This window comes from uncultured Erythrobacter sp., assembly GCF_947492365.1.
Lineage (GTDB): Bacteria > Pseudomonadota > Alphaproteobacteria > Sphingomonadales > Sphingomonadaceae > Erythrobacter.
Window position 1 is genome coordinate 1,450,455 of sequence record NZ_CANLMB010000001.1, and the last position, 26,073, is coordinate 1,476,527.

At 62.9% G+C, this 26,073-nt stretch carries 24 protein-coding genes; 17 read left to right on the forward strand and 7 right to left on the reverse strand.

The features are described 5' to 3' along the window. Positions 1 to 91 precede the first annotated feature (91 nt). The 6 genes from Q0887_RS07130 to Q0887_RS07155 all read left to right on the forward strand — a co-directional run bounded on the left by Q0887_RS07130 (position 92) and on the right by Q0887_RS07155 (position 5,245). Positions 92 to 883: a DUF1330 domain-containing protein gene (locus tag Q0887_RS07130; RefSeq protein WP_299193523.1), complete on the forward strand. Its 792-nt coding sequence runs from the start codon at positions 92 to 94 to the stop codon at positions 881 to 883. A gap of 331 nt (positions 884 to 1,214) precedes the next feature. Further along, on the forward strand, positions 1,215 to 2,693 hold the full coding sequence (gene putP / locus Q0887_RS07135) for a sodium/proline symporter PutP (RefSeq protein WP_299193524.1): 1,479 nt from the start codon (positions 1,215 to 1,217) through the stop codon (positions 2,691 to 2,693). 119 nt (positions 2,694 to 2,812) lie between these two features. Beyond that, positions 2,813 to 3,214 (forward strand): thioredoxin family protein, encoded by a 402-nt coding sequence (locus tag Q0887_RS07140; RefSeq protein ID WP_299193526.1) that lies wholly within the window; start codon positions 2,813 to 2,815, stop codon positions 3,212 to 3,214. A 6-nt stretch (positions 3,215 to 3,220) separates the two neighbouring features. Beyond that, positions 3,221 to 3,940 carry a cytochrome c biogenesis CcdA family protein gene (locus Q0887_RS07145; RefSeq protein ID WP_299193528.1) on the forward strand — a complete coding sequence of 240 codons (720 nt, stop codon included), beginning with the start codon at positions 3,221 to 3,223 and terminating at the stop codon, positions 3,938 to 3,940. A 57-nt stretch (positions 3,941 to 3,997) separates the two neighbouring features. Beyond that, positions 3,998 to 4,387: a VOC family protein gene (locus tag Q0887_RS07150; protein ID WP_299193530.1), complete on the forward strand. Its 390-nt coding sequence runs from the start codon at positions 3,998 to 4,000 to the stop codon at positions 4,385 to 4,387. A 96-nt stretch (positions 4,388 to 4,483) separates the two neighbouring features. Next, positions 4,484 to 5,245 carry an extensin family protein gene (locus tag Q0887_RS07155; protein ID WP_299193532.1) on the forward strand — a complete coding sequence of 254 codons (762 nt, stop codon included), beginning with the start codon at positions 4,484 to 4,486 and terminating at the stop codon, positions 5,243 to 5,245. Positions 5,246 to 5,423: 178 nt separating this feature from the next. Here Q0887_RS07155 and Q0887_RS07160 read toward each other — a convergent pair whose 3' ends face one another. Next, a complete protein-coding gene (locus Q0887_RS07160; protein ID WP_299193534.1) occupies positions 5,424 to 6,044 on the reverse strand; it encodes a LuxR C-terminal-related transcriptional regulator in 621 nt (206 codons plus the stop codon). Between the two features lie 378 nt (positions 6,045 to 6,422). Then, positions 6,423 to 7,001 (reverse strand): DUF3617 domain-containing protein, encoded by a 579-nt coding sequence (locus tag Q0887_RS07165; RefSeq protein WP_299193535.1) that lies wholly within the window; start codon positions 6,999 to 7,001, stop codon positions 6,423 to 6,425. Positions 7,002 to 7,086: 85 nt separating this feature from the next. On the opposite strand from Q0887_RS07165, the gene uvrB reads away from it, so the two are divergent. Continuing rightward, the gene (uvrB, locus tag Q0887_RS07170; protein ID WP_299193536.1) at positions 7,087 to 9,276 is read left to right on the forward strand and encodes an excinuclease ABC subunit UvrB; all 2,190 of its coding nucleotides are present in this window, start codon (positions 7,087 to 7,089) and stop codon (positions 9,274 to 9,276) included. After that, on the forward strand, positions 9,273 to 9,842 hold the full coding sequence (locus Q0887_RS07175; protein WP_299193538.1) for a hypothetical protein: 570 nt from the start codon (positions 9,273 to 9,275) through the stop codon (positions 9,840 to 9,842). The genes uvrB and Q0887_RS07175 overlap by 4 nt, the downstream gene beginning before the upstream one ends. Here Q0887_RS07175 and Q0887_RS07180 read toward each other — a convergent pair. Further along, positions 9,828 to 11,906, reverse strand: coding sequence for a thioredoxin family protein (locus Q0887_RS07180; RefSeq protein WP_299193540.1), 2,079 nt, complete (start codon positions 11,904 to 11,906; stop codon positions 9,828 to 9,830). The genes Q0887_RS07175 and Q0887_RS07180 overlap by 15 nt on opposite strands. Before the next feature lie 103 nt (positions 11,907 to 12,009). Here Q0887_RS07180 and Q0887_RS07185 point away from each other — a divergent pair, with 103 nt between their 5' ends. Further along, on the forward strand, positions 12,010 to 13,239 hold the full coding sequence (locus Q0887_RS07185) for an FAD-dependent monooxygenase (RefSeq protein ID WP_299193543.1): 1,230 nt from the start codon (positions 12,010 to 12,012) through the stop codon (positions 13,237 to 13,239). Between the two features lie 10 nt (positions 13,240 to 13,249). On the opposite strand, the gene Q0887_RS07190 is transcribed toward Q0887_RS07185, so the two are convergent. The 3 genes from Q0887_RS07190 to hemC all read right to left on the reverse strand — a co-directional run bounded on the left by Q0887_RS07190 (position 13,250) and on the right by hemC (position 15,875). Beyond that, positions 13,250 to 14,200: a hypothetical protein gene (locus Q0887_RS07190; RefSeq protein ID WP_299193544.1), complete on the reverse strand. Its 951-nt coding sequence runs from the start codon at positions 14,198 to 14,200 to the stop codon at positions 13,250 to 13,252. 74 nt (positions 14,201 to 14,274) lie between these two features. Next, on the reverse strand, positions 14,275 to 14,952 hold the full coding sequence (locus Q0887_RS07195) for a uroporphyrinogen-III synthase (protein WP_299193546.1): 678 nt from the start codon (positions 14,950 to 14,952) through the stop codon (positions 14,275 to 14,277). Next, positions 14,949 to 15,875, reverse strand: coding sequence for a hydroxymethylbilane synthase (gene hemC / locus Q0887_RS07200; protein ID WP_299193548.1), 927 nt, complete (start codon positions 15,873 to 15,875; stop codon positions 14,949 to 14,951). Before hemC ends, Q0887_RS07195 begins: the two co-directional genes overlap by 4 nt. Positions 15,876 to 15,919: 44 nt before the next feature. Here hemC and tsaD point away from each other — a divergent pair, with 44 nt between their 5' ends. The 8 genes from tsaD to Q0887_RS07240 all read left to right on the forward strand — a co-directional run bounded on the left by tsaD (position 15,920) and on the right by Q0887_RS07240 (position 25,385). Continuing rightward, the gene (tsaD, locus tag Q0887_RS07205; protein WP_299193550.1) at positions 15,920 to 16,975 is read left to right on the forward strand and encodes a tRNA (adenosine(37)-N6)-threonylcarbamoyltransferase complex transferase subunit TsaD; all 1,056 of its coding nucleotides are present in this window, start codon (positions 15,920 to 15,922) and stop codon (positions 16,973 to 16,975) included. Further along, positions 16,972 to 17,979, forward strand: coding sequence for an NAD(P)H-dependent glycerol-3-phosphate dehydrogenase (locus Q0887_RS07210; RefSeq protein WP_299193552.1), 1,008 nt, complete (start codon positions 16,972 to 16,974; stop codon positions 17,977 to 17,979). Before tsaD ends, Q0887_RS07210 begins: the two co-directional genes overlap by 4 nt. 68 nt (positions 17,980 to 18,047) lie before the next feature. Next, on the forward strand, positions 18,048 to 19,562 hold the full coding sequence (locus Q0887_RS07215) for an oligosaccharide flippase family protein (RefSeq protein WP_299195274.1): 1,515 nt from the start codon (positions 18,048 to 18,050) through the stop codon (positions 19,560 to 19,562). 126 nt (positions 19,563 to 19,688) lie between these two features. Then, on the forward strand, positions 19,689 to 21,449 hold the full coding sequence (locus Q0887_RS07220) for a von Willebrand factor type A domain-containing protein (protein ID WP_299193554.1): 1,761 nt from the start codon (positions 19,689 to 19,691) through the stop codon (positions 21,447 to 21,449). 159 nt (positions 21,450 to 21,608) lie between these two features. Continuing rightward, positions 21,609 to 22,130 (forward strand): hypothetical protein, encoded by a 522-nt coding sequence (locus Q0887_RS07225; RefSeq protein ID WP_299193556.1) that lies wholly within the window; start codon positions 21,609 to 21,611, stop codon positions 22,128 to 22,130. Positions 22,131 to 22,260: 130 nt separating this feature from the next. Further along, positions 22,261 to 23,439: an acyl-CoA dehydrogenase gene (locus tag Q0887_RS07230; RefSeq protein ID WP_299195277.1), complete on the forward strand. Its 1,179-nt coding sequence runs from the start codon at positions 22,261 to 22,263 to the stop codon at positions 23,437 to 23,439. A 291-nt stretch (positions 23,440 to 23,730) separates the two neighbouring features. Then, positions 23,731 to 24,378: a maleylacetoacetate isomerase gene (gene maiA, locus Q0887_RS07235; protein ID WP_299193558.1), complete on the forward strand. Its 648-nt coding sequence runs from the start codon at positions 23,731 to 23,733 to the stop codon at positions 24,376 to 24,378. Next, on the forward strand, positions 24,375 to 25,385 hold the full coding sequence (locus tag Q0887_RS07240; RefSeq protein ID WP_299193559.1) for a fumarylacetoacetate hydrolase family protein: 1,011 nt from the start codon (positions 24,375 to 24,377) through the stop codon (positions 25,383 to 25,385). The genes maiA and Q0887_RS07240 overlap by 4 nt, the downstream gene beginning before the upstream one ends. On the opposite strand, the gene Q0887_RS07245 is transcribed toward Q0887_RS07240, so the two are convergent. Continuing rightward, positions 25,382 to 26,047 carry an alternative oxidase gene (locus tag Q0887_RS07245; RefSeq protein WP_299193561.1) on the reverse strand — a complete coding sequence of 222 codons (666 nt, stop codon included), beginning with the start codon at positions 26,045 to 26,047 and terminating at the stop codon, positions 25,382 to 25,384. The two genes, Q0887_RS07240 and Q0887_RS07245, sit on opposite strands and share 4 nt — an antisense overlap. Between the last annotated feature and the right edge of the window lie 26 nt (positions 26,048 to 26,073).

The following is a 26,073-nucleotide window of genomic DNA, read 5'->3' on the forward strand; positions in this document are numbered from 1 at the left end:
TTTTGCACCATTCATAGGCAAATTCTAGCCGATACATTCGAATTGCGGGCGTTCATGGTGCGCAAATCAACCGAATGTCTGGATCACTACCATGCCCCACCCCGAATTTTTCTCCCCCAAACGCTCAATCACACTTGCGGCAATCACTGCGCTGATGCTCGCACCGACAGGTCTTGCCCACGCCTCCGCCTCCGGACCTTCAGACGCCGAGGAAGCGCCCGCGCATCGCAGCTTTTCGGTCGAACTTAAGCGCGGCGAAGTGTTGCAGCTGATCGCACCGGAGGCCCGCGCCGATGCCGCCGATGCCCGCGCCGAATATTATCGCACTGCTGTGCCACCGGCAGAAGAGCTGGGTTTCCGCCGTCTTGGCCAGCTCAATGTCCGCCAAAAGGTTGTCAGCGAATATGATCCGGGCGGCTTCATCTTCTTCTCATGGCCCAGCCAGGCAGCGTTCGACCAATTTTCGGTCCGGCCTGATCTGCCCGAAATCGAAGCCATGCGTCCACAAGGCTGGGACGAACTGAGATTGTACAATCTGGAACTGGAGGAGGACATCTCTCTCCAGTTCCGCTCGGACAAGCATTACACCGTCGTGGTCGCGTGGCTCGATGCTGAGAATTCAGCGGATTACGACCGCTATCTCGACGGCATCGAACCAGCGGTGCGGGCTGCTGGCGGACGGTTCGTGTACAAGATGCGCGCGCCATCGATGGAGGCTCATAACTCACCGCCCGGCGCTCCGGGACAGATCACGTTCGTTGAATGGAGTGATGTTGACGGGTTTGCGAAGGTCCAGCAGTCGCAGGAATATCTGGACCACCGGCAATATTTCGGATCGTCGGTCGACAGGTTCGAATTCTACTGGCTCGAAATGCCCGCGTAACCCGGGTGCGAGGACAGCGAGGTGACGGGCCGAGCGCATTTTCCTACAGCGCCCTCCCGCGCTAGGCCTTAGTGCATGGCACCGCCTCGCTTTCACCTTCGCGTCTTTCGGCCCGCGTGCGCGCACTTCTTGCAGCGCGATCCGCTGGGTCAGGCGGGCAAAGTTGAAAGGTTACACCCGTCACCGGCTTCACCCTCTCGCGATGGCGGAATTCTGCGCGATTGCGAGGGGAGGAGAGTTTTTCAAAGACCCCACTTGTGCGGTCCATGTCTCGGGGCCGAAGGGTGTCATGGTGGCCATGCGGGGCCGGGCCTGATAGTCGGCTCGACTCATGAACACAGCCACACTTGCCAGCCTCGCCCTCTACTTCATCGCCATGATCGCCATCGGGCTTTACGCATGGCGCAAATCGACCTCGGACTCCGCGGGTTACCTGCTCGCCGGACGCAATCTGCCGCCTTCGGTCGCGGCGCTCTCTGCCGGGGCGAGCGACATGTCGGGGTGGCTGCTGCTCGGCCTACCCGGCGCGCTCTACCTGACTGGCTTGAGCGCAGCGTGGATCGGGATCGGGCTGTTCGCCGGTGCCGTGGTCAACTGGATCGTGGTTGCGCCTCGGCTGCGCGAACAGACCGAGAGCTACGGCAATGCACTCACCATCCCGCAGTTCCTCGCCAACCGCTTCCCTGGCCAAGGCACCAATCTGCGGGTCATCAGCGCGATTGTGATCGTGGCCTTCTTCGCGGTCTACACCGCCGCAGGGCTGGTTGGCGGAGGCAAGCTGTTCGAAACCGCCTTTGCCGGAGCGCTGCCCGATACGGGGCTGTCGGACTACATGCTAGGCATCCTCATCACCGCCGGGATCGTGCTGGCCTATACGATGGTGGGCGGGTTTCTGGCGGTCAGCCTGACCGACTTTGTCCAAGGCATCATCATGATGCTGGCGCTTGTCATCATGCCGCTGGTGGTGCTGTTCGGCAGCGGCGGGGATGGCGGCGCGTCGCTCTCCACCGTGCCGGTGGAGGGGTTCCTCAGCCTGACCGAAGGGGTCACGCTGCTGGGCTTCATCAGCGCAGTGACATGGGGGCTCGGCTATTTCGGGCAGCCGCATATCATCGTGCGCTTCATGGCGATCGACACGGTCGAGAAGGTCGCGCGCGCACGCACCTATGGCCTCAGCTGGATGGGTATCTCGCTGATCGGAGCTGTGGCGATGGGGATCGCCGGGCGCGGCTATGCCGAGGCAAACGGGATCGTGGTCGAGGATGCGGAGACGATCTTCATCATCCTGGCCGAATTGCTGTTCCACCCGCTTGTCACCGGCTTCCTGTTCGCAGCGCTGCTGGCGGCTATTATGAGCACGATCTCTTCGCAATTGCTGGTCGCGTCCAGCTCGCTGACCGAGGATTTCTACCGCTTGTTCCTGCGCAAACAATGCTCTGAACGCGAGGCGGTGAATGTCGGGCGGATCTGCGTCGCGCTGGTCGCGGTTGCGGCGATCGTGATGGCGAGCAATCCGGACAGTCAGGTGCTGGGGCTGGTGGCGAACGCCTGGGCAGGGTTCGGAGCGGCATTCGGCCCGCTCATCATCCTGGCGCTGACATGGCGCGGGATCACCGGTGCAGGTGCGGTCGCGGGTCTGGTGACTGGCGCAGTGGTGACCGGCGGCTGGATCGCGCTCGGCCTCAATGCGAGCATGCTTGGCGGCGAAGGGCTGTACGAGATCGTGCCGGGCTTCATCGCGGCATGGATCGCAATTGTCGCGGTGAGCAAGGCTGGCGCAGGAAGAGGGGGCGAAAACCGCACAGCCTAGGGCTCTCTCCGGCAGGCAACAGAATGCGGCCAGCAGCTGTAACCGCGAGTGTGTGCGCCGCGAATAAGGGAATGAATGACCGGCCCTTTTGCTGGTCCCCTTATTGGAGCCCATCGCACATGACCCGCCTCTTCCTCCTTCTCACCGTCATCGGCGCGCTGGTCGTCGGTGTCATGCAATTGAACGCGCAGGTCTCCACCGCCGGTTGGCAGACCTATGACGAGGCGGAGTTCATGATGGCGCAGAAGAAGGGCAAGACCATCGTGGTCGATGTCTATGCCAATTGGTGCCCAACCTGCCGCGCGCAGGCTCCGATCATGGACGAGTTGCGGCAGGAGCACGCGAGCGCTGATGTGCTGTTTGTGAAGGTCAACTTTGACCAAGAGAAGGACTTCCTGCGCGCCCACCGCATCCCCCGCCAATCGACAATCCTGGTGTTCAACGGGATGGAAGAAAGTGCGCGCTCGATCGCCGAAACCGACCGCACGCGCCTTCGCCGTCTGGTGCTGGACGCGCTCTAACCGGTCATGCTGGCAAGCGGCTTTCTATCCTTCGTCGCCGGACTGGTGACGATCCTCAACCCCTGCGTGTTGCCGCTGGTGCCGATCCTGGTCGCATCGGCGCTGGGCAAGAGCCGCTTTGGCCCGCTCGCGCTCGCAGGCGGGTTGGTGACGAGCTTCACCCTTTTCGGGTTCACCGTGATCGCCTTTGGCTATTCGCTGGGCATCAATGAACAGTTTGTGCGGCTAATGGCCGGAGGTCTGCTTGCGATGGCAGGCGTGGTTCTGCTGGTCCCGCAAGCGCAAGTCGCGCTCAGCGCTGCGGCGGCTCCGGTTGCGAACTTTGGCAATCGGCGGCTGGCGGGGCTAAGCGGCGAAGGCTGGCACGGACAGTTCGCGGTGGGCCTGCTGCTCGGCGTGGTCTGGGCTCCGTGTGTCGGGCCGACTTTGGGCGTTGCGATTGCTGCGACCAGTCAGGGTGAGAACCTTGCCTCGAGCTTCCTCATCTTCCTGATCTTCGGCCTTGGCGTGGCGACCAGCGTGCTCGCCTTCGCCTATGGTTCGCGCAAGGCGCTGGGCGAGCGGCGCAAGACCCTCAACTTGGTGGCGAAATACGGAAAGCCGCTGTTTGGCGGAGCGCTCCTATTGGTCGGACTGATGGTGCTCACCGGTTTTGACAAGCTTGTCGAGATCGCGCTGCTCGACGCGCTACCCGACAGCGTTATCCGCTTCACGACGCGTTTTTGATCTTTCCTACTCGCGGGCCTTGCGTCATGCTGCGCCTCGCAAGAGGGAGATTGAGGAATGAGCGAGAACTCTGGACCGCGCGTCACCGGATTGGGAGGCGTCTTCTACGTCGCTGCAGACCCTGAGGCGACCCGTGCATGGTATCGCGAAAAGCTGGGCGTGGACGGCGAATACGGACCGCAATTCGCATGGGCCGACGAACCTAAGAAGAACCCCTATTCGCTCATCAGCCACTTCAAGGATGATGCCTATATGAAGCCCGGAACGGCAGGCTTCATGATCAACCTGCGCGTTGCCGACCTCGACGGATTTGTCGAAGTGTTGAAATCGCGCGATGTCGACGTGCTCGACACCGCGGATGAAGGTTATGGCAAATTTGCATGGATCCTCGACCCCAATGGCGTGAAGATCGAGCTGTGGGAACAGGTCGCCGAGGAACTGCCCTAGGCCCCTTTACGAGGCTTCACCTAGACGCGAAGTAGGATTTGGTTAACGCTAACCCTTCCCCCCGCATTAACCAATCCATCGTAGATATCCCTAAGTATGAAGCACTTGGGAACTCTCCGAATTCTGGCGCCGATGGCCGCTGCGCTCGCGCTTTCCGGCTGCGGATCACTGATCCCTGCAGGCAGCGGCGAAGCGTCGTCGGCCGGCTCTGCGCGGACCAGTTCCGCCAGCCAGCCCGCAAGCCGGCCAGCCCCGGCCCGCACACAGCCGCGCCGCCTTGCCAACGCGCCGCAGCGACTGATGTCACGGCCTGAGGATGCCGCCTGCCTAACTGATCTGTCGTCAACCGGCGCACGGTTCGAGGCCCTGCCTGACACTTACGCAGCGCCCGGATGCAACCGGCTTGGCACGGTGCAACTGGCCGCGCTGGCGGGCGACCGCTCGCAATTCGGGGTCAGCAATATCGGCCCGGTGCAATGCCGCGTGGCCAGCACATTCTCCGAATGGGCGCGCTTTGGCGTTGATCGCGCTGCGCGTGAAATCCTTGGCAGTCCGCTCGCCCGGATCGAGACTATGGGCAGTTATGCCTGCCGCAACGTCGCAGGTTCGAGCCGCCGCTCTGCCCATGCCAGCGCAGAAGCCATCGATGTGTCGGGCTTTGTGCTCGAGGATGGCCGCCGGATCACGCTGACGGGTGACTGGAATGGCGGCAGCGCGGCGGAGCGCGAGTTCCTGCGCGTCGTCCATCGCAGCGCCTGCAAGCGTTTTGGCACTGTGCTCGGCCCGGAATACAACCGCGCGCATGAGGATCACTTCCATCTGGAAGGCACTGCCGGCGATACGAGCTTCTGCCGCTAGTCACCGGCTGCCAATCCAAGCGCTCCGGTAATCGAGCGGAAATCTACGCCAGATACTTTACGGCCCCGACATCAGGGAATGTCAGGGCCGTGCGGGCACCGGGGTGAGTTAGGGTCGCCCACCGAGAACGGGGCTATCCCTATGCCCGATTTCTGTGGGCAAGGCGCTCAAGCGCAGCCTAGATCTCGATCTTGGGCTCAAGCTTTGCTTCGAGTTTCAACCGCACCGCTTCGGCGGCGTGGCGCGCGCCCAGCTTGTGCATCATATTGGCGCGGTGGATTTCGACCGTGCGCGGGCTGATATCGAGTTCGCGGGCGATGACCTTGTTGCTGCTGCCTTCGGACAGCCATTCGAGCACTTCGCGTTCGCGGGCTGAAAGACTGGATATCCGGTCGCGTGCCTCGATCATCCGGCGGCGAGCAGCGCCGAACACTTCGGCCTCTTTCTCGATCCGGTTGAGGCAGCGTTCGAACCGTTCGGTATCGAGCGGCAGCGAGAGGTAATCGAGTGCTCCTGCCTTGATCGCTTCGACGATGCGGCCGGGACGCGGATCGGTGTTGATCGCGATCAAAGGCAACCAAATCCCCAACTTGCTCAATCGTTCGAGGATCATCGAGACCCCGCCTTCCTGGGCGGTATCGCGGGCAATAATGATGCCTTCGCGCGGCGGGTGGACAGAGAGCTCTGAAAGGTCGCCATACACTTCTGAATGGTGGCCGAGCGTGAACCCGACCCTAGCCAATTCAGCGCGGTGGCGACTGTTAGAGTCGACGAAGTGGAGAGAGGATTTGCGTGTCATGCTCAGGGTGGTGAGCGCCAAGATACAAATTAGCACGGCGGACCTAACCCGATACGGAGCAATGATTCGCGTTTGCCGCTGAAACCCCCGCGAATCTAAGCAAAAAGCCCCTCCAAATCGAATGATTAACTTTACAAATCAGCGCTGTTTAGCCCGTGTTAGGCATAGTGACTTGTGTCGACTCGGCGCTTTTTGGCGCGCGCTGCCTTTCGACTCGCAAAGTGGCTGCTGGATATGGCGCAATTTCTGCAACGTCTGGTCCGCAGAATTTCTTACGCAGTTTCGCGCGCAGCTATTCTGGCTTTAAAGCGGGCACAAAAAGGGCGGGAGAAGGCCGCGCCCTCCCCCGCCCCTTACTCAGGGTGGTGATTAACCGGCCTAGCCTTCGCCGTCTGCGGCGCAATCGCCGATCCGTTCTTGCTTTACATTCATCTCCATCCGGCCTTCGCCGAGCGGGCCGAAGGTCCCTTCGGTGACCATGTTAATGTCCGAAGATGTGGGGGAAACGCTGCCGTTCATGGCAATGCTGATTTCACCGGCATCGGGATCGTTGCAGGTCATCGCCATATCCATCTGGCCGCCATCGATGGTCATGCGGCTGACGGTGCAATTGTCGTCGCGGCGCCCTTCCTGCATGGCTTCGGCAAAGCCGTCTTCGGCCATTTCCTGCGTCATGCAAAATTCGTGGCTCTGGCTCATCATGCCGCTCATCATCTCGACCATTTCTGGCGGAGCGCCCGGAATGTCGGCGCTGACGAATTCGACCGAGGCGCGGTACTGGCCTGGCAACGGCTTCATCTGGTCGCTGACCTGATCGGCCGCGGCGACCATTTCCTCAGAGGTGACTTCGCCGTCACCGTCCGCGTCGGCGTCCACCGCACCGCCTACGCTGCCGCAAGCCGAAAGTGCGATGGCAGATGCAAGCGCCATCGCGCCGGTAAATTTCGAAAATTTCATTGAGAGCTCCTCCGTCGATATGAGTTGAAGCTAAACGGGTGGAGGGTGCTTCACAACCGGCAATCTTTGTACCATATCTGTTCACATGTCCGAACTCGTGATCCGCAGAGGCCTTGCCGAACCTGAAACCGGTGAGGAGTTTACCCCCCACCGCCCCGAGCGGCCCGAAAAGTCGATGCCGGGCAAGAGGTTCGAACTTGTCTCTGACTACGAACCCGCTGGCGATCAGCCCACGGCGATTGCTGAATTGGTCGCTGGCGTAGAGGATGGCGACAAGACCCAGACGCTGCTGGGCGTCACCGGATCGGGCAAGACCTTCACCATGGCCAAGGTGATCGAGAAGGTGCAGCGCCCCGCTCTGGTGCTCGCCCCCAACAAGATCCTCGCAGCCCAGCTCTATGGCGAGTTCAAGAGCTTCTTCCCGAACAACGCGGTCGAGTATTTCGTCAGCTATTACGACTATTACCAGCCCGAAGCCTACGTCCCGCGCTCCGACACTTATATCGAGAAAGAATCGAGCGTGAACGAGGCGATCGACCGGATGCGCCATTCGGCCACCCGCGCGCTGCTCGAACGCGATGATGTGATTATCGTCGCCTCGGTATCCTGCCTCTACGGTATCGGATCGGTCGAGACCTATTCGGCGATGATCTTTGACATCAAGAAAGACGATGTGATCGACCAGCGCGAGCTGATCCGCAAACTCGTCGCGCTGCAATATAAGCGCAACGACACCGCCTTTGCGCGCGGATGCTTCCGGGTGCGGGGGGACAGTCTGGAGATCTTCCCCTCGCACTATGAGGACATGGCATGGCGCGTCAGCTTCTTCGGCGATGATATCGAGAAGATTGCCGAGTTTGACCCGCTGACAGGCAAGACCGGCGCGGAGCTGGAGACGGTGCGCGTCTATGCCAATTCGCACTACGTCACGCCGGGGCCGACAATGAAACAGGCGACGGAGGCGATCAAGTTCGAGCTGGGCCACAGGCTCAAGGAGCTGGAGGAAGAGGGCAAGCTGCTAGAACACCAGCGCCTTGAACAGCGCACCAATTTCGATCTGGAGATGATCGCGGCGACCGGCTCCTGCGCGGGGATCGAGAATTATTCGCGCTTCCTCTCTGGACGCCTGCCGGGCGAGCCGCCGCCCACCCTGTTCGAATATCTGCCCGAAAACGCGCTGCTCTTCGTCGATGAGAGCCACCAGACCGTGCCGCAGATCGGCGCGATGTCGAAGGGCGATCACCGCCGCAAGATCACGCTCGCCGAATACGGCTTCCGCCTGCCGTCTTGCATCGACAACCGCCCGCTGCGCTTCAACGAATGGGACGCGATGCGCCCGCAGACCTTCTGCGTCTCGGCCACGCCCGGTTCGTGGGAGATGGAGCAGACCGGCGGCGTCTTTGCCGAGCAGGTCATTCGCCCCACGGGCCTGATCGACCCTCCTGTCGAAATCCGCCCGGTCGAGGATCAGGTGCAGGACTGCATCCAGCAATGCCTTGCGACCGCCAAGAAGGGCTACCGAACGCTCGTCACCACATTGACCAAGCGCATGGCCGAAGACCTCACCGAATTCATGCACGAGGCAGGCGTGCGTGTTCGCTACATGCACTCCGATGTCGAGACGCTGGAGCGCATCGAGCTGATCCGCGATTTGCGCATGGGCGTCTATGACGTGCTGGTGGGGATCAACCTGCTGCGCGAAGGGCTCGACATTCCCGAATGCGGGCTGGTGTGCATTCTGGATGCGGACAAGGAAGGCTTCCTGCGCTCCGAGACATCACTGGTGCAAACGATCGGCCGCGCGGCGCGCAATGTCGATGGCCGCGTGATCCTCTATGCCGACCGCATAACCGGCAGCATGGAGCGCGCGATGGCCGAAACCGACCGCCGCCGCGAGAAACAGCGCGCCTATAACGAAGAGCACGGCATCACCCCTCAAACGATCAAGCGCGACATTGCCGACATCGTCGCCCACACCGCTTCGAAAGACAGCGTCACGGTCGAGATTGAGGATGAGGTCAACAACCTCGTCGGCCACAATCTGCGCGCCTATATCGAAGACCTCGAAAAACGCATGCGCGACGCCGCCGCCGATCTCGAATTCGAAGAAGCCGGCCGTCTGCGCGACGAAATCCGGCGGCTGGAGAATGACGAACTCGGCCTGCCCGGCAGCGAGCACAAAGCCCCCCGCGTGGGCCGCTCAAACGAAGGCAAGCCGGGGACGAGGAAGACGCGGTACGGGAAGACGCAGCGCAAATGGGGCGGTAAGAAGTGAGTAGATTAGGCCTCACCATCGCGCTTGCAGCGTTCGTCCCCCTCGCCGCCTGCAAGCCGCCTCCTACCGACGCGGATATGGCGCGCGGTATGCCTGAGGCTGCGCCGACCTTTGCGTCTGAACCGCTCCCCTCGCCTGAAACCGAGGGCGCGATGTGGGCGCCTTCGCCGCAGAATGATGCGCGGCTGCTTTATGGCATTCCCGAGCAGCCTGCGCTGGTGGCGCTGGAGTGCCTTGATGCAGGCAGCGCTGCGCCCAGCCTCCAGCTCACGCGGCTCAGCCCGGCGGACGAGGATGCAGAGGCGTTGCTGGCGTTGGTCGGCAATGGCCATATCGGGCGGCTGGAAGTGGATGCCGAGGAAGTCGGCGGGCGCATCGTCTGGCGCGGAGAATTGCTGGCTTCGGACCTTGCGTGGGAGCCGCTGGCTGGCCCGCGTCAGGTGACGCTGACCGTGCCCGGCGCAGGCATGGTGACGTTAAATCCGAGCGAAGCGCCGGCCGCATTGGTGAGCGAATGTCGCGGCGTTGAAGCCGTTGCTGCTCCCGAAGTCTCACCGATCCCGTAACGCCCGCTCCGTCAGCATGTCGGGCGTGAGCACCTGCGGCAGCTGCTCGGCATCGGCACCCGGTTCATACCACAGATAGAGCGGCACGCCCGCTGCGCCTTGGTCGGTGAGGAACTGCGTGATTTCTTCATCGCGCACCGTCCAGTCGCCGACCATCGCGATCACGCCGGCTTGCTCGAAAGCCTCGCGTGTCGCCTCGCGCTCGATCGCGACGCTTTCATTGACCTTGCAGGTGACGCACCAATCGGCGGTGAACCAGAGGAACACGGGCTGGCCGGAAGCGCGGGCTTCGGCCAGAGCATCGCGCGAGAATATGCGCGGCTCCAGCACGCTTTCCTGCGCCGCGCGCCCGCCGCCTGCTTCGTAGCCATAGGGCAGCGCGAAGGCTCCGAAGATCAGGAACGGCGCGGCGACCAGACCGAAGGCGGGCCACGCCATCTTGCCCGCCTTTTGCAGTTTGCCAACCACGAACAGCGCCAGCACGATCCCGAACAGCATCACCAACGCGAACAGCGCGAACCCGCGACCGCCCAGCTGCACGGTGAGCCAGATCAGCGCGAGTGCAGTCAGGCCCATCGGGATCGCCATGATCCTGCGGAACGTGTCCATCCACGCGCCGGGTTTGGGCAGCATCCGGCGCAATGCTGGCACGAAGCCTATCAAGAGGAATGGCAGCGCGAGCCCCAGCCCGAGGGTCGCGAACAGCAGCAGCGCGAGCGGTGTGGGCAGCAACAGCGCGGCTCCCAATGCGGCGGCCATGAAAGGTCCGGTGCAGGGAGTCGCCGCGACCGCCGCCAGCAGGCCGGTCGCAAAGGCTCCCCTTCCCGCGCCCTTGCCGGTATCGACGCTCGGCAGTTCAAATATCCCAGCGAAGTTCAGGGTGATGATGGTCGCCAGCACCAGCAGCGCGATCACCACCGAAGGCTCTTGCAGCTGGAACGCCCAGCCCACCTGTTCCCCCGCAGCGCGCAAAGCGAGCATGATCCCGCCCAGCGCCACGCAAGCGAGCACCACGCCAGCTGTGTAGGCAAGCCCCTCTGAACGCGCTTCGGCCTCGCTCCCGCCAGCCCGCGCAAGGCTGAGCGCTTTGAGGCTCAGGATCGGGAAGACGCAGGGCATGATGTTGAGGATCAACCCGCCCACCAACGCTCCGAGGATCAGCGTCCAGAGCGGCGGGGTGTTGGCCATGCTGACCGGCCCAGCGATCAACTCGCCGCCGGTTGGCACTTCTCCCGCAGTGGCTTGGAAACGGACACCACTGCCGTCTCCGAAAGCGAGGATACCAGAAACGGCCTCCGCTTCGCCCGTGCCGAATTCATCGAGTGGGATTTGGGCGACCAGCATATCGCCATCGCGCCGAAAAGTCTGGACTTCAGCATAGGCCACCAAACGCGTGTTCTCGATGAAGAGATGCGGTTCGATAAGCGCCACGCTGGCTGGCAGGGGGATCGCAACCCGCAATTGCCCGCCCGCAACTTCAAAGCTCCCCTGCGCATCGAGCAGCGGCGCAATCTCTGCCCGCCAGCGCGCGAAATCGCCGCCCTGCCCTGCGCTCAGCAAAGCATCCTGCGGCACGCAAATCCGGTCGGTGCAGGCGAGATATTCGGCGTATCCGGTGATTTCAGGCAGTCCTTCGATCACGGCACTTTCGGGCACGCGCACGGGTATCAGGACTGAATACTGCCCTTCGTAAATATGGTTCATCAGGCCCGAAGTCAGCAGCGTCTTGGGCACCGGATAAAGGTGTTCGCCTGCTTCCCAACCCTCGGGAAGGTCGAGCGTGACCACCATGCCCAGCCCCGCATCGCCGGGATTGGACCAATATCCGTGCCACTCGGGCGCGCTGGGGGTGAAGCGCAGCGCGAGCATCCATTCCTCGCCTGCGCGCGGCATTCCGTCGGCAAGCAGCTCGGCAGCGATATTGTCATCGCCATAGCGCGGCTCTGCCGGGCGTTCCTGCGCATAGGCTGCGCCGCCTGCACCGGCCCACAGCAGCACTGCGAACGCCAGCACAAGCGCCCTCACCCATGCGGGCAATGCAATCCGTGATGCAGCAAAGTCCATATCGTCCGGCTTGCCTCTTATCGGCCCAACACAGTAAGGCTGACGCCCTAGCGGGCCACATGGGCATTCGCAAAGACACTCTTGAAGGGTTACAGCCAATCGCATGAGCAATCCGGCAGAAACTGAAACGCGTGACCTGCTAATTCTGGGCGGCGGTCTGGTGGGCATGGCGCTGGCCTTGGCGGCGGCGAAGCAGGGCCTTACCAGCCATGTGATCGACCGCGCCGATCCGGCAGAGCTGACCAAGGAAGGCTTCGATGACCGGGCCACCGCGATCTCGACCGCGAGCTGGCACCTGTTCCGCAATATCGGAATTGCCGAGGGGCTGGAGGAGTTTGCCTGCGACATCGCCAGCATTGCGGTGACCGACCAGAACAAGCCCGGCAGGCTCGACTTTACGCCCGAGCCGCACGAAGGGACTTTGGGCCGGATGTTCCCTAATCGCCGCTTGCGCCTTGCCATGTTCGAAGCGGCGGCGGGTGAGCCACTGATCCATTGGGCCTCGCAGGCCGAGATTCTCGAGCGAGCGCGCGACGAGTTCGGCACTAGTGCCACGCTGGCTGACGGGCGGGTGCTCAAAGGCCGGTTGATGGTCGCTGCCGAAGGACGCGGCTCGCCGACACGCGAGGAAGCGGGCTTCACCCTCGCGCATTGGGATTACAAGCACCGCGCGGTGATCGCGGGCCTGACCCATTCCAAGCCGCACGGCAATGTCGCGTGGGAGATATTCTACCCCGCAGGCCCCTTTGCTCTGCTGCCAATGAAGGACGACGCCAACGGCACGCATCGCTCCTCGCTGGTCTGGACCGTATCCGAAGAGGACGGGCGCGCAGTGACCAAGCTGGGCGACCGCGCCTTCCTCGCCGAAGTGCAAAAGCGCATGGGCGATATTCTGGGCGAAGTGACCAATGTAGGCGCGCGCTCAAGCTGGCCGCTGGGTTTCCACCACACCGCCAAGATCACCGATACGCGGCTCGCTTTGGTGGGTGATGCGGCGCACGGCATTCATCCGATTGCTGGTCAAGGCCTCAATCTGGGACTGCGCGATGTCGGTGCGCTGGTTGAAGTGCTCGCGGATGGTGCACGGATCGGGCTTGATCCGGGCGATGCGCAATTGCTCAAGCGTTACGAGAACTGGCGCGGGCTGGATTCGTTCATGGTCAGCCTCGCCACCGATGGCCTGACGCGGCTGTTCGGCGTGCCGGGCAAAACGGCGAGCGCAGTGCGGAGGCTCGGCATGTCAGCCGTGCAGCGCACCCCGATGCTCAAGACGTTCTTTATGGACGAAGCGCGCGGTGTCTCGGGCGCTTTGCCCGAGCTGCTAAAGGCCTAAACGACAGGGCCTATTCGTTCCCGCCGTCGAGCGGGCTTGGCTGATTGACCACATTGCCCGCGCCGTCGCGCAGGCCTGATTGGTCAAGCACGGCGGCGGTTTCGATCACTTCCAGCGCCAGCATCGCGTCACGATAGCGCTCCGCATCGGTGATCCAGCTTTGCGCCTGATCCGCGCCCGGCATTCCGGCAATCTCGTCAATCGCGTTCTGGAAACGCCCCTGTTCGAGCGCGATGCGCGCACGTTCGAGACGGCGTTCAGGCTGAGGCGAAGGGGTGCTTTCGCGGCGGATCACGAACAGATCGCCGATCTCGCGGCGAACCCGCGCCCAGCTCAAACCCTCGTCACGCTCGACCAATTGTGGGCCAAGCCCGTCAAGCCGCGCGGTGAGGTTGTCGATCCGGATCGGATTGCGCGAAAAATTGATGATCGTGTTGACCGCATTGGGCCATTGATCGGAGAAACGCAGACGCAGCTGGTCCGCCAGATAGCCGAGCTCCGCCCCTCGTTCGACCGCGCGGCGGGTCGCAAAGGCGATCAGCAGACCTTCGGCGCGCGCCGCATTGCCTGCCGCTGCCTGTGCTTGCAGATCGAGCCGCGCCAGACGCTGTTCAGCGGCGGCAAGGCGCTGGTCCAAACCGCCCTGCTGTTCGGCGACATTGCGCACCGCCTCCGCAGCTTCCTCAGCATCACCTTCTTCGAGTGCAGCTACCGCATCGGCGAGTGGGCTGGGAGAGGCAGTGACTTCAGCAGGCTCGCCGGCCCCATCGCCTTCAATCGCGGGCGCATCGGGCAGCGCAGGCGGCGTGTCTGCCGCTGCGATCTGGGCCTCGTCATCGTTCAGATTGTAATAGACCACATAGCCTACCAGCGCTCCGCCAGCGACAAATGCAGCAAGCGCAGCCAGCATGAAACGACGCATAGAGGTCGGCTTTCTGCGGCTGCCAAATTTCGATTCCATCACGGTTCCGTTCGTTGCGACGTTATCTTTTAATGGGGCGGCGAATTGTTACCCGCGCGCCTTCGCATGTGCCCCTATATGCACAGGTCGCGGGTCATTTCCAACAATGCGCGGTCGCTGGGCGCTTCGCAGACGTGGATAGCGCGCCAGCCGGTTCCGGCGGCTTCGGCCACTCTCGGGCCAATTGTAGCGAGTGAAATGCGCGAGCGGTCAAGCGCCAAGCGCCTGCTTTCCCGCGCAAATTGCTCCGCAGCTGCCGCCGAATGGAGCAGCACGATCAGGTTCAATTCCTGCAGCGCTCGCAAAGGTTCGGGGAGCTCCAATGCCACCGCTTCATAAGCGATCTGCGTGGTGATCGTAACGCCAGCGGGCGCGGTGAGCGGGACGTGATCGGCTCCGGCGATGCGTAAGAGGCGCGCGGGCGCAGGGATGGCGTCGAGCACCATCTGCAATCCGCCAATGCCGACAGATGCGACCTCGAAGCCCGCTTCTCGCGCTGCGTCGGCGGTCGCTTGTCCGACTGCGTGGACGGGCTTGCTCTTAAGCGGTTCCAAAGCCGCGCCGCCGTGCCGGATCGCATTGGCGCTGCCGATCAACAGGGCGTCCACTTCGTCGGCATCGGGTGCCGACCATTCGCGCGGCTCGATGTCGAAAAGTGGGTAGCCCAGCGCGTTGAGGTCCATCGCCTTGGCCGCCGCCATCGTTGCGGCGAGGCCCGGTTCAGGGCGCACGACGAGGATCGTCGCCTTCATGCCTGCCCGAAATGCGGAGCGATGCCGGGTGTTGCGCGCTCGAGCAGGTCTGCCGCGAGCGCCTCGACCGGAGCGTGGTCGCCAATCGCAAAGCTTGCTTCACCCTCGATCCGCTCTGTGCCGTCCGGGCTGAACAGGGCAGCGCGCATCGCCAGTCCGTCGCCTGCCGGTTCGCACAAAACCGCAACCGGCGAATGGCATGTTCCGCCAAGCTTCGCGAGCAGAGCGCGCTCGGCCTCCAGCTCGGCGCGGGTTTGCTCGTCATCGAGCGCGCCAAGCGCTGCCTTGGCCGCTTCGTCATTAGCGCGGCATTCGAGCACGATCACGCCCTGCCCTGCTGCCGGTATCCAATCATCTGAAGCCAAAGGAGCACCCACATCGCTCTGCCCCAACCGCTCAAGCCCTGCAGCGGCAAGGAAGGTCACATCCGCCTCACCCGCCTCCAGCTTGCCGAGCCGCGTTGCAACATTGCCTCTGAAGGTCACGACTTTGCAGTCAGGCCGCAGATTGAGCAGCTGCGACGCCCTGCGCGGCGCCGATGTGCCGACAACAGCGCCGTGCGGGATCGCAGAGATACTGTCCGCCCCTACCAGCGCATCGCGGCGATCTGCGCGCGGGAGCATGGCGGCAAATCTGAAGGCGTCCGGCCGCAATGTCTCGACGTCTTTGGCCGAATGCACCGACGCGTCGATGCGCCCTTCGGCGAGCCACGCGTCCAATTCCTTGGTCCACAAAGCCTTCCCGCCAATCTCCGCAAGAGGCCGGTCGAGCACCTTGTCGCCGCTCGCGACAACAGGCACCAATTCGACCTGCTTCTCGGCCCAGCCATGCGCATCGCATAGCCGCCGCCGCGCCTCCACCGCCTGCGCCATCGCCAGCGGAGAATTGCGCGTTCCTAACCGTATCAAGGGTGCATCACTCATAGGTGAGCTTGCTCTAACTCCCACAGTCACTAGATGGAAGCGCGATGGGAGCTGACGCGACAATTGTTCTGGGTATCGAATCCAGCTGCGACGAAACCGCCGTGGCGCTGGTGACGGCGGACCGGCGGATTCTGGCCGAGCGGATTGCGAGTCAGGATGCCGAGCATGCGCCCTATGGCGGCGTGGTCCCCGAAATCGCCGCGCGCGCGCATGCAGAACGGCTTGCTCCGATGATCGAAGCGGTGCTGGGCGATGCGGGCATGGCGCTGGACGAAGTGGACGCGATTGCTGCCACTGCCGGACCGGGTCTGATCGGAGGGGTGATGGTGGGACTCGTCAGCGGCAAGGCGCTGGCAATGGCAGCGGACAAGCCTCTGATCGCGGTCAATCACCTGGAGGGCCACGCGCTCTCGCCGCGCCTTGCAGACGAAGCTCTGGGTTTTCCTTATCTGTTGCTGCTTGTGTCGGGCGGCCATTGCCAGATCCTCGCGGTCGAGGGCGTCGGCGAATATCGCCGCCTTGCGACCACGATTGACGATGCGCTGGGTGAGGCTTTCGACAAGACCGCCAAGATCCTCGCCCTCGGCTATCCCGGCGGGCCTGCGGTCGAGAAATTGGCGCGCGAGGGCGATGCCAAAGCCGTCCCGCTCCCCCGTCCGCTCAAAGGATCAAAGGAACCGCATTTCAGCTTTGCCGGACTCAAGAGCGCCGTGCTGCGCGCGCACGAAAGCGGCGAACACAAGCCCGAAGACATTGCCGCGAGCTTCCAGCAGGCCGCCGTCGACTGCCTGACCGACCGGCTTGAGAAAGCTTTGCGAGAAGCCGGCCCCTTCCCCGCGCTCGTTGTCGCCGGCGGAGTTGCTGCCAACCAGACAGTGCGCGGCGCGTTGGAAGCGCTGGCCGCACGCCACGACATGCGCTTCACCGCTCCGCCGCTTTCGCTTTGCACCGACAATGGCGCTATGATCGCATGGGCGGGCTGCGAGCGCCTGGCGCTGGAGCCGGAATTTGCGGGCGATCCGCTCGATTTCAAAGCGCGGCCCCGCTGGCCGCTGGACCCGCAGGCAGAGGCCGTGCGCGGCGCCGGAGTGAAAGCATGAGTGAAACTGTAGGCGTTATCGGAGCAGGTGCGTGGGGCACAGCGCTCGCGCAAATGCTCGCCAGCGACGGGCGCGAAGTGGTCCTGTGGGCGTTCGAACCCGAAGTGGTCGAGGCGATCAACAGCACGCAGCGCAATCCGCAATATCTGCCCAGCGCCGAGCTTGCCCGCAATATCCGCGCGACCGGCGATCTAGGCGAATTTGCGGGTCTCGACACGGTTCTCGCCGTCACTCCCGCACAGGTCCTCGGCAAAGTGCTGTCCGGCCTTTCCAAGCCTCCGCGCGATCTGGTCCTGTGCTCCAAAGGGATCGAGGCTGGCACTGGTCGGCTGATGAACGACGTTGCACGCGATGCTTCGCCGGGTTCGGCGATAGCAGTCCTTTCCGGGCCGACATTCGCGCATGAAGTCGCAGGAGGCCTGCCCACCGCAGTGACGCTCGCTTGCGAAGGCGGGCGCGACCAGTGGAAGCGGCTCTCTCCCGCCATCGCGCGGCCCGCTTTCCGCCCCTATTATTCCGACGATGTGACCGGCGCGGAGATCGGCGGTTCGATCAAGAACGTCCTCGCCATTGCTTGCGGCGTGGTCGACGGGCTGGCGCTGGGCCAGAATGCTCGCGCCGCCCTGATCGCACGCGGCTATGCCGAGATGCTGCGCTTTGGCGAGGCGCTGGGTGCGCAGGCGGAGACGCTGAGCGGGCTGTGCGGATTGGGCGATCTGGTGCTCACCTGCTCATCCACCTCCAGCCGCAATTTCTCGCTTGGCAAGGCACTAGGCGAAGGCAAGACAGCGGCTGAATTGATGGCCGACCGCACGACGGTGGCGGAGGGTGCGCACACCGCGCCCGTGCTCGCGCAATTGGCGCAGGAACGCGGGATTGCGATGCCTATCGTCACCGCTGTCAACGCGATTTTGGACGGTGAAGCGCCGCATCAGGTGGTGGCGCAATTGCTCGCCCGCCCTCTCACCGCTGAACAGTCCAGCGACCAGCCGGACATCTCGTGAGCGCTGGCGAAACCACTCCCTCCGGCCAGTCTGAGCCGGCACTCGACCCTGCAAAGGGCGGCGATGACATGGCGACGCTCGCCAAGGGCGGCCGGACCAACACGCTTGGCTTTATCCTTCGGCTGCTCGGCGGCCTGCCCTTCCTGTTCATCGGTTTCCGCTTTTACGGCGTCGATGAAATGGGACGTTTTGCCGCAGCCTTTGTAGTTATCGAGATTTTCGCGCTGATCTGCGCGCTGGGTGAAAAGCGCGGACTGGCGCAGCGGCTGAGTGAAGGGGTAGAAAGCCACGAGGACAGCGCCACCAATCTCGTCTTTGACGGGATGCTGACATCGATGGTCTTTTCGGTTGCGGTCTGCGCCGTGTTGATATTGCTGCCGTGGATCATCTTCCCCAGCGGCACCAATTCCGATTTTGACATGTGGATGATCGCGGCGATCCCGGCGATTGCGCTGACCGAGATCCTGCTCGCCGCGCAGGCCTATCGCTATGATATCGCGACCACAGTGCGCGCGCGGGCAGTGGTCGAGCCGTGGACGAAATCGATCCTTGTCGCGGTGCTGTTTTACATACCAGCACTCGCAGCAGGCGGCATCGCAATCGCCTTCCTCGCCGCGACCTATGCCGCGCTTTTCACCGCGCTCTATTCGTTCCTGAAGACCTACGGCCTGCCCAAGGCCTGGCGTCCGCGCCCGCGCTATCTGTCCAAGATGACGGCGCGCGCGCTGCCACTGGTCGGGGCGGATGTGATCGAGCGCGGCACGCGCCTGCTTGATGTGTTCCTGCTCGGCCAGTTCACGTCTGCGGGCACGGTCGGCATCTATTGGTTCGCCAAGGAAGTGGTGAGCCTGCCGCAAAAACTCAAAACCAGCTTCGAACCAATCCTTGCGCCTGTCATCACCAAGAACCTCAAGATCGGCAATCTCGAGGCCATCGCTGCACAGGTGCGGCAGGTCGGTTTCTGGATCATCGCCTTGCAGCTGGGCATTGCGCTGATGCTGGCGATACCGGGCGAAGGGGTGATGGGGCTTGGCGGTCCGGAGATTGTCGGCGGCACCGGCGCGCTGGCGATACTGCTCGCCGCCGAAGTGATTGCGTCGATGGCAGTCGTGTCGGAAAGCGTGCTGGTCTATATCGCGCGCAAGCGGAACCTCGCGCTCTCGCTCGGCGTTATCACCCTGCAAGGCGCGCTGACGGTCGGCCTGATCCTGCTGGCGAAAGAGCTGAAACTCGACGAAGGCTTTCAGGCAGCGGGTGCGGCAGGCGCGTTGTTCATTGCGCTCGCGGTTTCGAGTCTGGTCAAGGCCTTGGTGCTCAAAAGGCTGCTCAACGCGCCGGTTTCCAACTTGCGCTGGGCGCTGGTCTATGCCGCCGCTCCGGCAGTGGTCGTGGGCTTTATCTTCACCGAATACACGCCCGAATGGGTCGAGATCGTTGTCGGCGGCCCGCTGATCCTTGCGGTCTATCTGTGGGTCATCTGGAAGCGAGGATTCGGAGAAGAAGACAAGGTGCTTTTCCGCAAGAATGCTACCCTGCCCGAAGAAATTCTCGAAGCTGCCGAGAGCACCGCCAAGCCGCTTTGATCGGCAGAAATTCGATGGTTTTGCGGCGCGACCTGCGCCAACATTACACCTCCCTTACACCCGCGTTCAGTCGCGATTAACGGCGCGAGCGTGACCCTTTAGGCGGGTCATTTGTGGGGACTGATAATGCGTTTTCGTGCAACGGGACTGAAGCTAACCGGCGTGGCTCTTGTGAGCCTTGCGCTGGCAAGTTGTGCCGAACAGGCAGGCCAAGTGGCGAGCACCGGCAATGCGCCGGGTGATGTAGCCTATGCGCCGCCACCGCCTCCTCCACCGCCGGCACCGCCTCCACCACCGCCGCCGCCTCCGCCTCCATCAGCGGATGCAGATCGATCAATTACCGTGACAGGTTCTCGCAGAGTGCAGCAGAACCTGGAGAGCTCAGCGCCTGTTGCAGTGATCGGCGGCGAACAACGACGCGTTCGCACCGGAGCCGTGCGAAGTGAAGGCTACATCGTCCCCCCCGTCGTCGTCCCGACCGATCCGGGCCGCGAGCAATATGACGGCGAGGAAGTCTCGCCGGTCAAGCTCACCAGCGCCGAGCCAGTCAGCACGTTCAGCGTGGACGTGGATACCGGCGCATACGCCAATACGCGCCGCTTTCTCTCTCAAGGCATGACACCTCCGCAGGCCGCCGTGCGGACCGAGGAGATGATCAACTATTTCCGCTATGATTATGACCGCCCGACAAGCCGCGATGTGCCCTTCAGCGTCACCACCGATGTTGCGCGCACGCCGTGGAACGAGAACACCTATCTGATGCGGATCGGCCTTCGCGGCTATGACATCGAGCGTTCCGAACGCCCGCCTGCGAACCTTGTCTTCCTGATGGATGTATCGGGGTCGATGAACAGTCAGGACAAGCTGCCGCTGGTCAAAACCGCGCTTTCGGGTCTGGCCGGAGAGCTGGGCGAGCAGGACCGCGTTTCGATCGTCGTCTATGCCGGGGCCGCTGGCCTTGTGCTCGAGCCGACCAATGACACACGCGCCATCCGCCGCGCTCTCAACGAACTTTCGGCAGGCGGATCGACCGCTGGCGGGGCAGGCATCCAGCTCGCCTACAACATCGCCGAGGACAACTTTATCGAGGGCGGCGTCAACCGCGTGATCCTTGCCACCGATGGCGATTTCAATGTCGGCGTGTCGGACCGCGATGCGCTGATCGAGATGATCGAGAGCTACCGCGACCGCGACATCACGCTGACCACGCTCGGCTTTGGTCAGGGCAATTACAACGAAGCGATGATGGAGCAGATCGCCAACAAGGGTAACGGCAATTACGCCTATATCGACAGCGCCCTCGAAGCGAAAAAAGTGCTGGGCGATGAAATGTCCAGCACGCTCTTCACCATCGCCAAGGACGTAAAAATCCAGGTCGAGTTCAACCCTGCGGTCATCAGCCAGTACCGCCTTGTCGGATATGAAAACCGCGCTTTGCGTGAGGAAGATTTCGACAATGACGCGGTCGATGCCGGCGATATCGGCGCGGGCCATCAGGTCACGGCGATTTACGAAGTCGTCCCCGCTGGCACACGCGGCTGGATCGCGCCGCGCCGCTATAATGACCAGCCTTCGGGCGAAGCCATGCGCCGCGTGGCCGAGGCTGCGCATATCAAGCTGCGCTTCAAGCTCCCCGATGGAGACACATCGCGCCTGATCGACACCGTGGTCACAAGCGACCAGTTCGCCCGCGCCCGTGCTCCTCGCGGTGACTTCGCCTTCGCCGCCTCAGTCGCGGCCTTCGGACAGCTGCTGCGCGGAGACGAGCTGATGATGGGCTTTACTCACGAAGATGTGGGCGAGCTTGCCGGACGCCAGACCAACTTCCTGCGGCAAGAATTTCTTGAGCTCAACGAGGTCGCCGGGGCCATGCGCGGCGGCGGCTGAGTTCTCAAACGACACAACGCGCCGCTCGGGGGAATGGGTGAGCGGCGCGCCTCCTGACGGCCGGGACCTTGGAGACAGGGTTCCGGCCGTTTCGATTTGCGGCTCCGGTCAGCGCTGCTAAAGGCTCGACAAATTTGATGGATTTGCAGGAGCATTTCGATGACGCCCGAACAGACACAACTCGCCATCTTCTTCGCGATCGGCTTCGTGCTGCTCGCGCTGGCGATTTGGATTGCCTTGCGCGCCAATCGCAAGACCAACATCATTGTCGATGACAGCGAACCGCTGGGCAAGGACGTGCTCGACGAAGGCGCCGCGCGGGCCGCGCGCAATCAGGCGCTGATCGACTCGCAGGCCGCCGTCGAAGTGGCAAGCACGCCAATCCCGGACGCTCCCGAGCCGGAACCTGTAGCCGCGCCAATACCTGCCTCCACAGCGTCAGCCGATGACTTGCGGATGATCAAAGGCCTCGGCCCCAAGATCGTGACCATCCTAGCCGAGCAGGGTGTCACCAGCTTTGCCCAGATCGCGGCATGGACCGACGCCGATATCGAGCGCGTGGATGCAACTCTGGGCCGCTTCGCCGGACGCATCACCCGCGATCAATGGGTCGAACAGGCCAAGTTTCTCGCGCAAGGCGACCAGACCGGCTTCTCCGAGAAATTCGGCCAGAACGGCTGAGGCAGCTTAAGCAAAAATCACCCTGATTGCGCTTGCGACGGCCCGCCAAGCCTGCGAAAGCGGATGGGCAAACAAGTTTCAGGAGTAACCATTGCACGCCCCCCCTTCACCCGAGCTCGCCAATGCCGGTATCGTCCCGTTCAACTGGGATGATCCTTTCGATCTCGAAACGCAGCTGACCGAAGACGAGCGGATGATCCGCGACGCCGCGCATGGCTTTGCGCAGAGCGAGTTGCAGCCGCGTGTGATCGAGGCATTTCGCAACGAAGCAGTGGTGCCTGAACTCTTCTCTCTGATGGGGCGAGCGGGCTTGCTGGGCGCGACAATTCCAGAAGAGTATGGAGGCGCGAGCGCAGGCTATGTCGCCTACGGTCTGATCGCGCGCGAGATCGAACGCGTCGACAGCGGCTACCGCTCGATGGCCTCCGTCCAGTCGAGCCTCGTCATGCACCCGATCTACACTTACGGTTCGGAAGAGCAGCGGCGCAAATACCTCCCCGGTCTCGCATCAGGTGAGTTGATCGGTTGCTTCGGCCTGACCGAACCCGATGCAGGCTCCGACCCGGCGGGCATGAAGACCTACGCCAAAAAAGACGGCGACGGCTATTCGATCTCCGGCGCGAAGACGTGGATTTCCAACTCACCCTTCGCCGATGTTTTCGTCGTCTGGGCGAAGTCAGAAGAACATGGCGGCGGCATTCGCGGCTTCATCCTTGAAAAGGGAATGGAGGGGCTTTCGGCACCCAAGATCGAAGGCAAGATTTCGCTGCGCGCTTCGCCCACCGGCATGATCATGATGGACGAGGTGAAGCTGCCCGCAGACGCACTGCTGCCCAATGTGCAAGGCCTGAAAGGTCCATTCGGTTGTCTCAACCGCGCGCGTTACGGCATCAGCTGGGGCGCTCTCGGTGCTGCCGAATTCTGCATGCACGCCGCGCGCCAATACGGCCTCGACCGCAAGCAGTTCGACCGTCCGCTCGCCGCGACGCAGCTCTATCAAAAGAAGCTCGCCGACATGCTCACCGATATCGCGCTGGGCCTGCAAGCCTCCCTGCGCGTCGGACGTCTGATGGATGAGGGGCGCTTCAGCCCCGACATGATTTCGGTCGTGAAGCGCAACAATGTCGGCAAGGCTTTGGACATTGCCCGTCAGGCGCGCGACATGCATGGCGGCAACGGTATCAGCGAGGAATATCAGGTCATCCGCCACGCGGTGAACCTCGAAACGGTCAACACCTATGAGGGCACGCATGATGTCCACGCGCTGATCCTCGGCCGTGCGATCACGGGCATTGCGGCCTTTGCGTAACTCAGAATATCGTCATCGCGAGCGACTGAAAGGAGCGCGGCGATCCATGGCCCAAGCGGCTCTGAAAGCTCAGACAATGGATTGCCGCGCGGCGTCGCCGCTCGCAATGACGATGGGACCAAGGGTGTCCTACATGCAGCTTGTGTGGCATAGCATTTGGATGACGTTCACTGCGAAAACGACTGGATTTGCTCATTTTTCGGGGCAATCCGCGCAGCGCATTGTTTTTCACCTGGACCGTGTAACATCCGGTCCATGTTACGGCGTATCATGGGGTCAGGAGGCGCGCGCATGATCCTGCACGGCTACTACCGCAGCTCCACCAGCTACCGCTTGCGCATCGCGCTGGAGCTGAAGGGCCTGGACTACGAACAGGCGCCGGTGAACCTGCTCGAAAGCGCGCAAAAGGGTGAGGCCTTCACCAGCCGCAACCCCTTCGCCTCGGTCCCGATGCTGGAAGCGGGTGGCCGCGACCGCGCGCAATCGATGGCGATGATCGAGTGGCTCGACGAGGCCTATCCCGACAACCCCCTGATGCCCGCCGATATCGAGCAACGCTACACCGCGCGCGAGCTGACCTATGCGATTGCGACCGAGCTGCACGCGCCGCTCAACCTGCCGGTGCTCAAATACCTCAAAGACCCGCTGGGCCATTCGCAGGACGAGATCGACATCTGGTACCGCCACTGGCTCGCGCGCACGCTCGATCCGGTCGAGGCGCGGCTGGCGCAGATCGGAACGGGAGACTTCCTGTTCGATACGCCCGGCCTGTTTGAAGCCGTGCTGATCCCGCAGCTCTACAACGCTCGCCGGTTCCGGTTCGACCTGAGCCAGCATCCTCACATGACGCGCATCGAGGCAGCCTGCAACGCGCTCGCCCCGTTCCAGCGCGCGCATCCAGACAACCAACCAGACAATCCTGAGAGGTCAAACCCATGAAGCTAGCCACCCTCAATGACGGCACCCGCGACGGCCAGCTCGTCGTCGTCTCCAAAGACCTCACCCGCTACTGCGCGGCGACCAACATCGCGCCGACTATGCAGGCTGCGCTTGACGATTGGGACCGGATCGCGCCCGAGCTGGAAGTGCTGGCACGCGACGTGGATCACGAGACGGTGCCGTGCGAACGCTTCCACGAACGCGAGGCGCACTCGCCGCTGCCGCGCGCCTATCAATGGGCTGACGGCTCTGCTTACATCAACCATGTCGAGCTGGTCCGCAAAGCGCGCGATGCCGCTGTGCCGGACAGCTTCTATCACGATCCGCTGATGTATCAGGGCGGCAGTGACACCTTCCTGCCCCCGCGCGCCGACATCCCGTTGGGCGACACCGCATGGGGCTGCGACATGGAAGGCGAAGTCGCGGTCATCACCGACGATGTGCCGATGGGCGTCAGCGCCGAAGACGCAGCGGGCCACATCAAGCTCGTTATGCTGGTCAATGACGTCAGCCTGCGCGGTCTGATCCCGGGTGAGCTGGCCAAGGGCTTCGGCTTCTTCCAGTCCAAGCCTTCCAGCGCCTTCTCACCCGTCGCCGTAACGCCGGACGAGCTGGGCGATGCCTGGAAGGACACGCTGGTCCACCACGCGCTGATGGTCGACTATAACGGTGAGCCCTTTGGCCGCGCCCGCGTGGAGAAGGACGCGACCTTCAACATGGCGCAGCTCGTCGCGCATGCTGCCAAGACCCGCAATCTGGGGGCAGGCGCGATCATCGGTTCAGGCACAATCTCGAACAAGGGCGCTGACGGCGGTCCGGGCAAGCCGGTCGCAGACGGAGGCCTCGGCTATTCCTGCATCGCCGAGATTCGCATGATCGAGACGATCCGCGACGGCAAGCCAAGCACCCGCTTCATGGCGCCCGGCGACACGGTGAAGATCGAGATGCGCGACGATGACAACCACTCGATCTTCGGCAGCATCGAGCAGACGGTTGTGGGGGTCTAAGCCGCTTTGCGCTGATCCAGCGTGTCGACAAAGCCGTGGTTCGCGTCGCGGTGCTCGGCCTCGTCGGCGCGCACTGCGATGATGACATCGCGCAGCCGCGCATCCTCGGGCAATTGCCAATAGTCGATGGCGATCTGCGGTGCGGGGACGTTCTCGTGCCGCCCCGCATCCACTTCGGCAAGATAGGCGGTGTAGCTGATGACGGCCTCTTCCTCGAAGTAGCCAACAACTCGGTGCGCTGTGCGCGGCGCGACGAGGTAGAGGAAAAAGTAGAAGTTGTAGAAAACCAGCTGCACCGCGATGATCAGCAGGCGCTCGAACCAGTTGGGCTCTGCGATCTTGATGAAGGTCATCAGATGCATCCGCTCGTTCTCGGCCTCATCGAGCAAGGTGCGGATCCAGCCTTCGTCATCGCGCATCCGGCGCAGCGCGCTTAGATGCTGCCACAAGCCGCCGACCATGCCAGGCACAGCCGCCACCGTCTCGAGCACCACCGCACGGTGGCCGTAACGCTTGGCGAACAGGTTGTCGGCGAAGAAGCGCAGCAGTTTGACGAAGGCGAAAGCGACCTTGTCACTCAGCGTCTGCGGCGCAACATGGCTCTCAAGCTCGATGTCGAGATTGACGGTGCGGACCAGCGGGCGGTTGTCGACGTGGTGCATTCGGGGCCTCTTCTTCTGCCCCCAGA

What these genes read in the sequence shown, in the direction of transcription:
- Q0887_RS07190 (WP_299193544.1), bottom strand. Translation starts at nt 14,200, where the DNA reads ATGGAATCGAAATTTGGCAGCCGCAGAAAGCCGACCTCTATGCGTCGT.
- Q0887_RS07165 (WP_299193535.1), bottom strand. Translation starts at nt 7,001, where the DNA reads ATGAAATTTTCGAAATTTACCGGCGCGATGGCGCTTGCATCTGCCATC.
- Q0887_RS07150 (WP_299193530.1), top strand. Translation starts at nt 3,998, where the DNA reads ATGAGCGAGAACTCTGGACCGCGCGTCACCGGATTGGGAGGCGTCTTC.
- Q0887_RS07210 (WP_299193552.1), top strand. Translation starts at nt 16,972, where the DNA reads ATGAGTGAAACTGTAGGCGTTATCGGAGCAGGTGCGTGGGGCACAGCG.
- Q0887_RS07240 (WP_299193559.1), top strand. Translation starts at nt 24,375, where the DNA reads ATGAAGCTAGCCACCCTCAATGACGGCACCCGCGACGGCCAGCTCGTC.
- Q0887_RS07160 (WP_299193534.1), bottom strand. Translation starts at nt 6,044, where the DNA reads ATGACACGCAAATCCTCTCTCCACTTCGTCGACTCTAACAGTCGCCAC.
- Q0887_RS07140 (WP_299193526.1), top strand. Translation starts at nt 2,813, where the DNA reads ATGACCCGCCTCTTCCTCCTTCTCACCGTCATCGGCGCGCTGGTCGTC.
- Q0887_RS07220 (WP_299193554.1), top strand. Translation starts at nt 19,689, where the DNA reads ATGCGTTTTCGTGCAACGGGACTGAAGCTAACCGGCGTGGCTCTTGTG.
- putP (WP_299193524.1), top strand. Translation starts at nt 1,215, where the DNA reads ATGAACACAGCCACACTTGCCAGCCTCGCCCTCTACTTCATCGCCATG.
- Q0887_RS07180 (WP_299193540.1), bottom strand. Translation starts at nt 11,906, where the DNA reads ATGGACTTTGCTGCATCACGGATTGCATTGCCCGCATGGGTGAGGGCG.
- hemC (WP_299193548.1), bottom strand. Translation starts at nt 15,875, where the DNA reads ATGAGTGATGCACCCTTGATACGGTTAGGAACGCGCAATTCTCCGCTG.
- maiA (WP_299193558.1), top strand. Translation starts at nt 23,731, where the DNA reads ATGATCCTGCACGGCTACTACCGCAGCTCCACCAGCTACCGCTTGCGC.
- Q0887_RS07215 (WP_299195274.1), top strand. Translation starts at nt 18,048, where the DNA reads ATGGCGACGCTCGCCAAGGGCGGCCGGACCAACACGCTTGGCTTTATC.
- Q0887_RS07245 (WP_299193561.1), bottom strand. Translation starts at nt 26,047, where the DNA reads ATGCACCACGTCGACAACCGCCCGCTGGTCCGCACCGTCAATCTCGAC.
- uvrB (WP_299193536.1), top strand. Translation starts at nt 7,087, where the DNA reads ATGTCCGAACTCGTGATCCGCAGAGGCCTTGCCGAACCTGAAACCGGT.
- Q0887_RS07145 (WP_299193528.1), top strand. Translation starts at nt 3,221, where the DNA reads ATGCTGGCAAGCGGCTTTCTATCCTTCGTCGCCGGACTGGTGACGATC.
- Q0887_RS07195 (WP_299193546.1), bottom strand. Translation starts at nt 14,952, where the DNA reads ATGAAGGCGACGATCCTCGTCGTGCGCCCTGAACCGGGCCTCGCCGCA.
- Q0887_RS07155 (WP_299193532.1), top strand. Translation starts at nt 4,484, where the DNA reads ATGAAGCACTTGGGAACTCTCCGAATTCTGGCGCCGATGGCCGCTGCG.
- Q0887_RS07185 (WP_299193543.1), top strand. Translation starts at nt 12,010, where the DNA reads ATGAGCAATCCGGCAGAAACTGAAACGCGTGACCTGCTAATTCTGGGC.
- Q0887_RS07225 (WP_299193556.1), top strand. Translation starts at nt 21,609, where the DNA reads ATGACGCCCGAACAGACACAACTCGCCATCTTCTTCGCGATCGGCTTC.
- Q0887_RS07130 (WP_299193523.1), top strand. Translation starts at nt 92, where the DNA reads ATGCCCCACCCCGAATTTTTCTCCCCCAAACGCTCAATCACACTTGCG.
- tsaD (WP_299193550.1), top strand. Translation starts at nt 15,920, where the DNA reads ATGGGAGCTGACGCGACAATTGTTCTGGGTATCGAATCCAGCTGCGAC.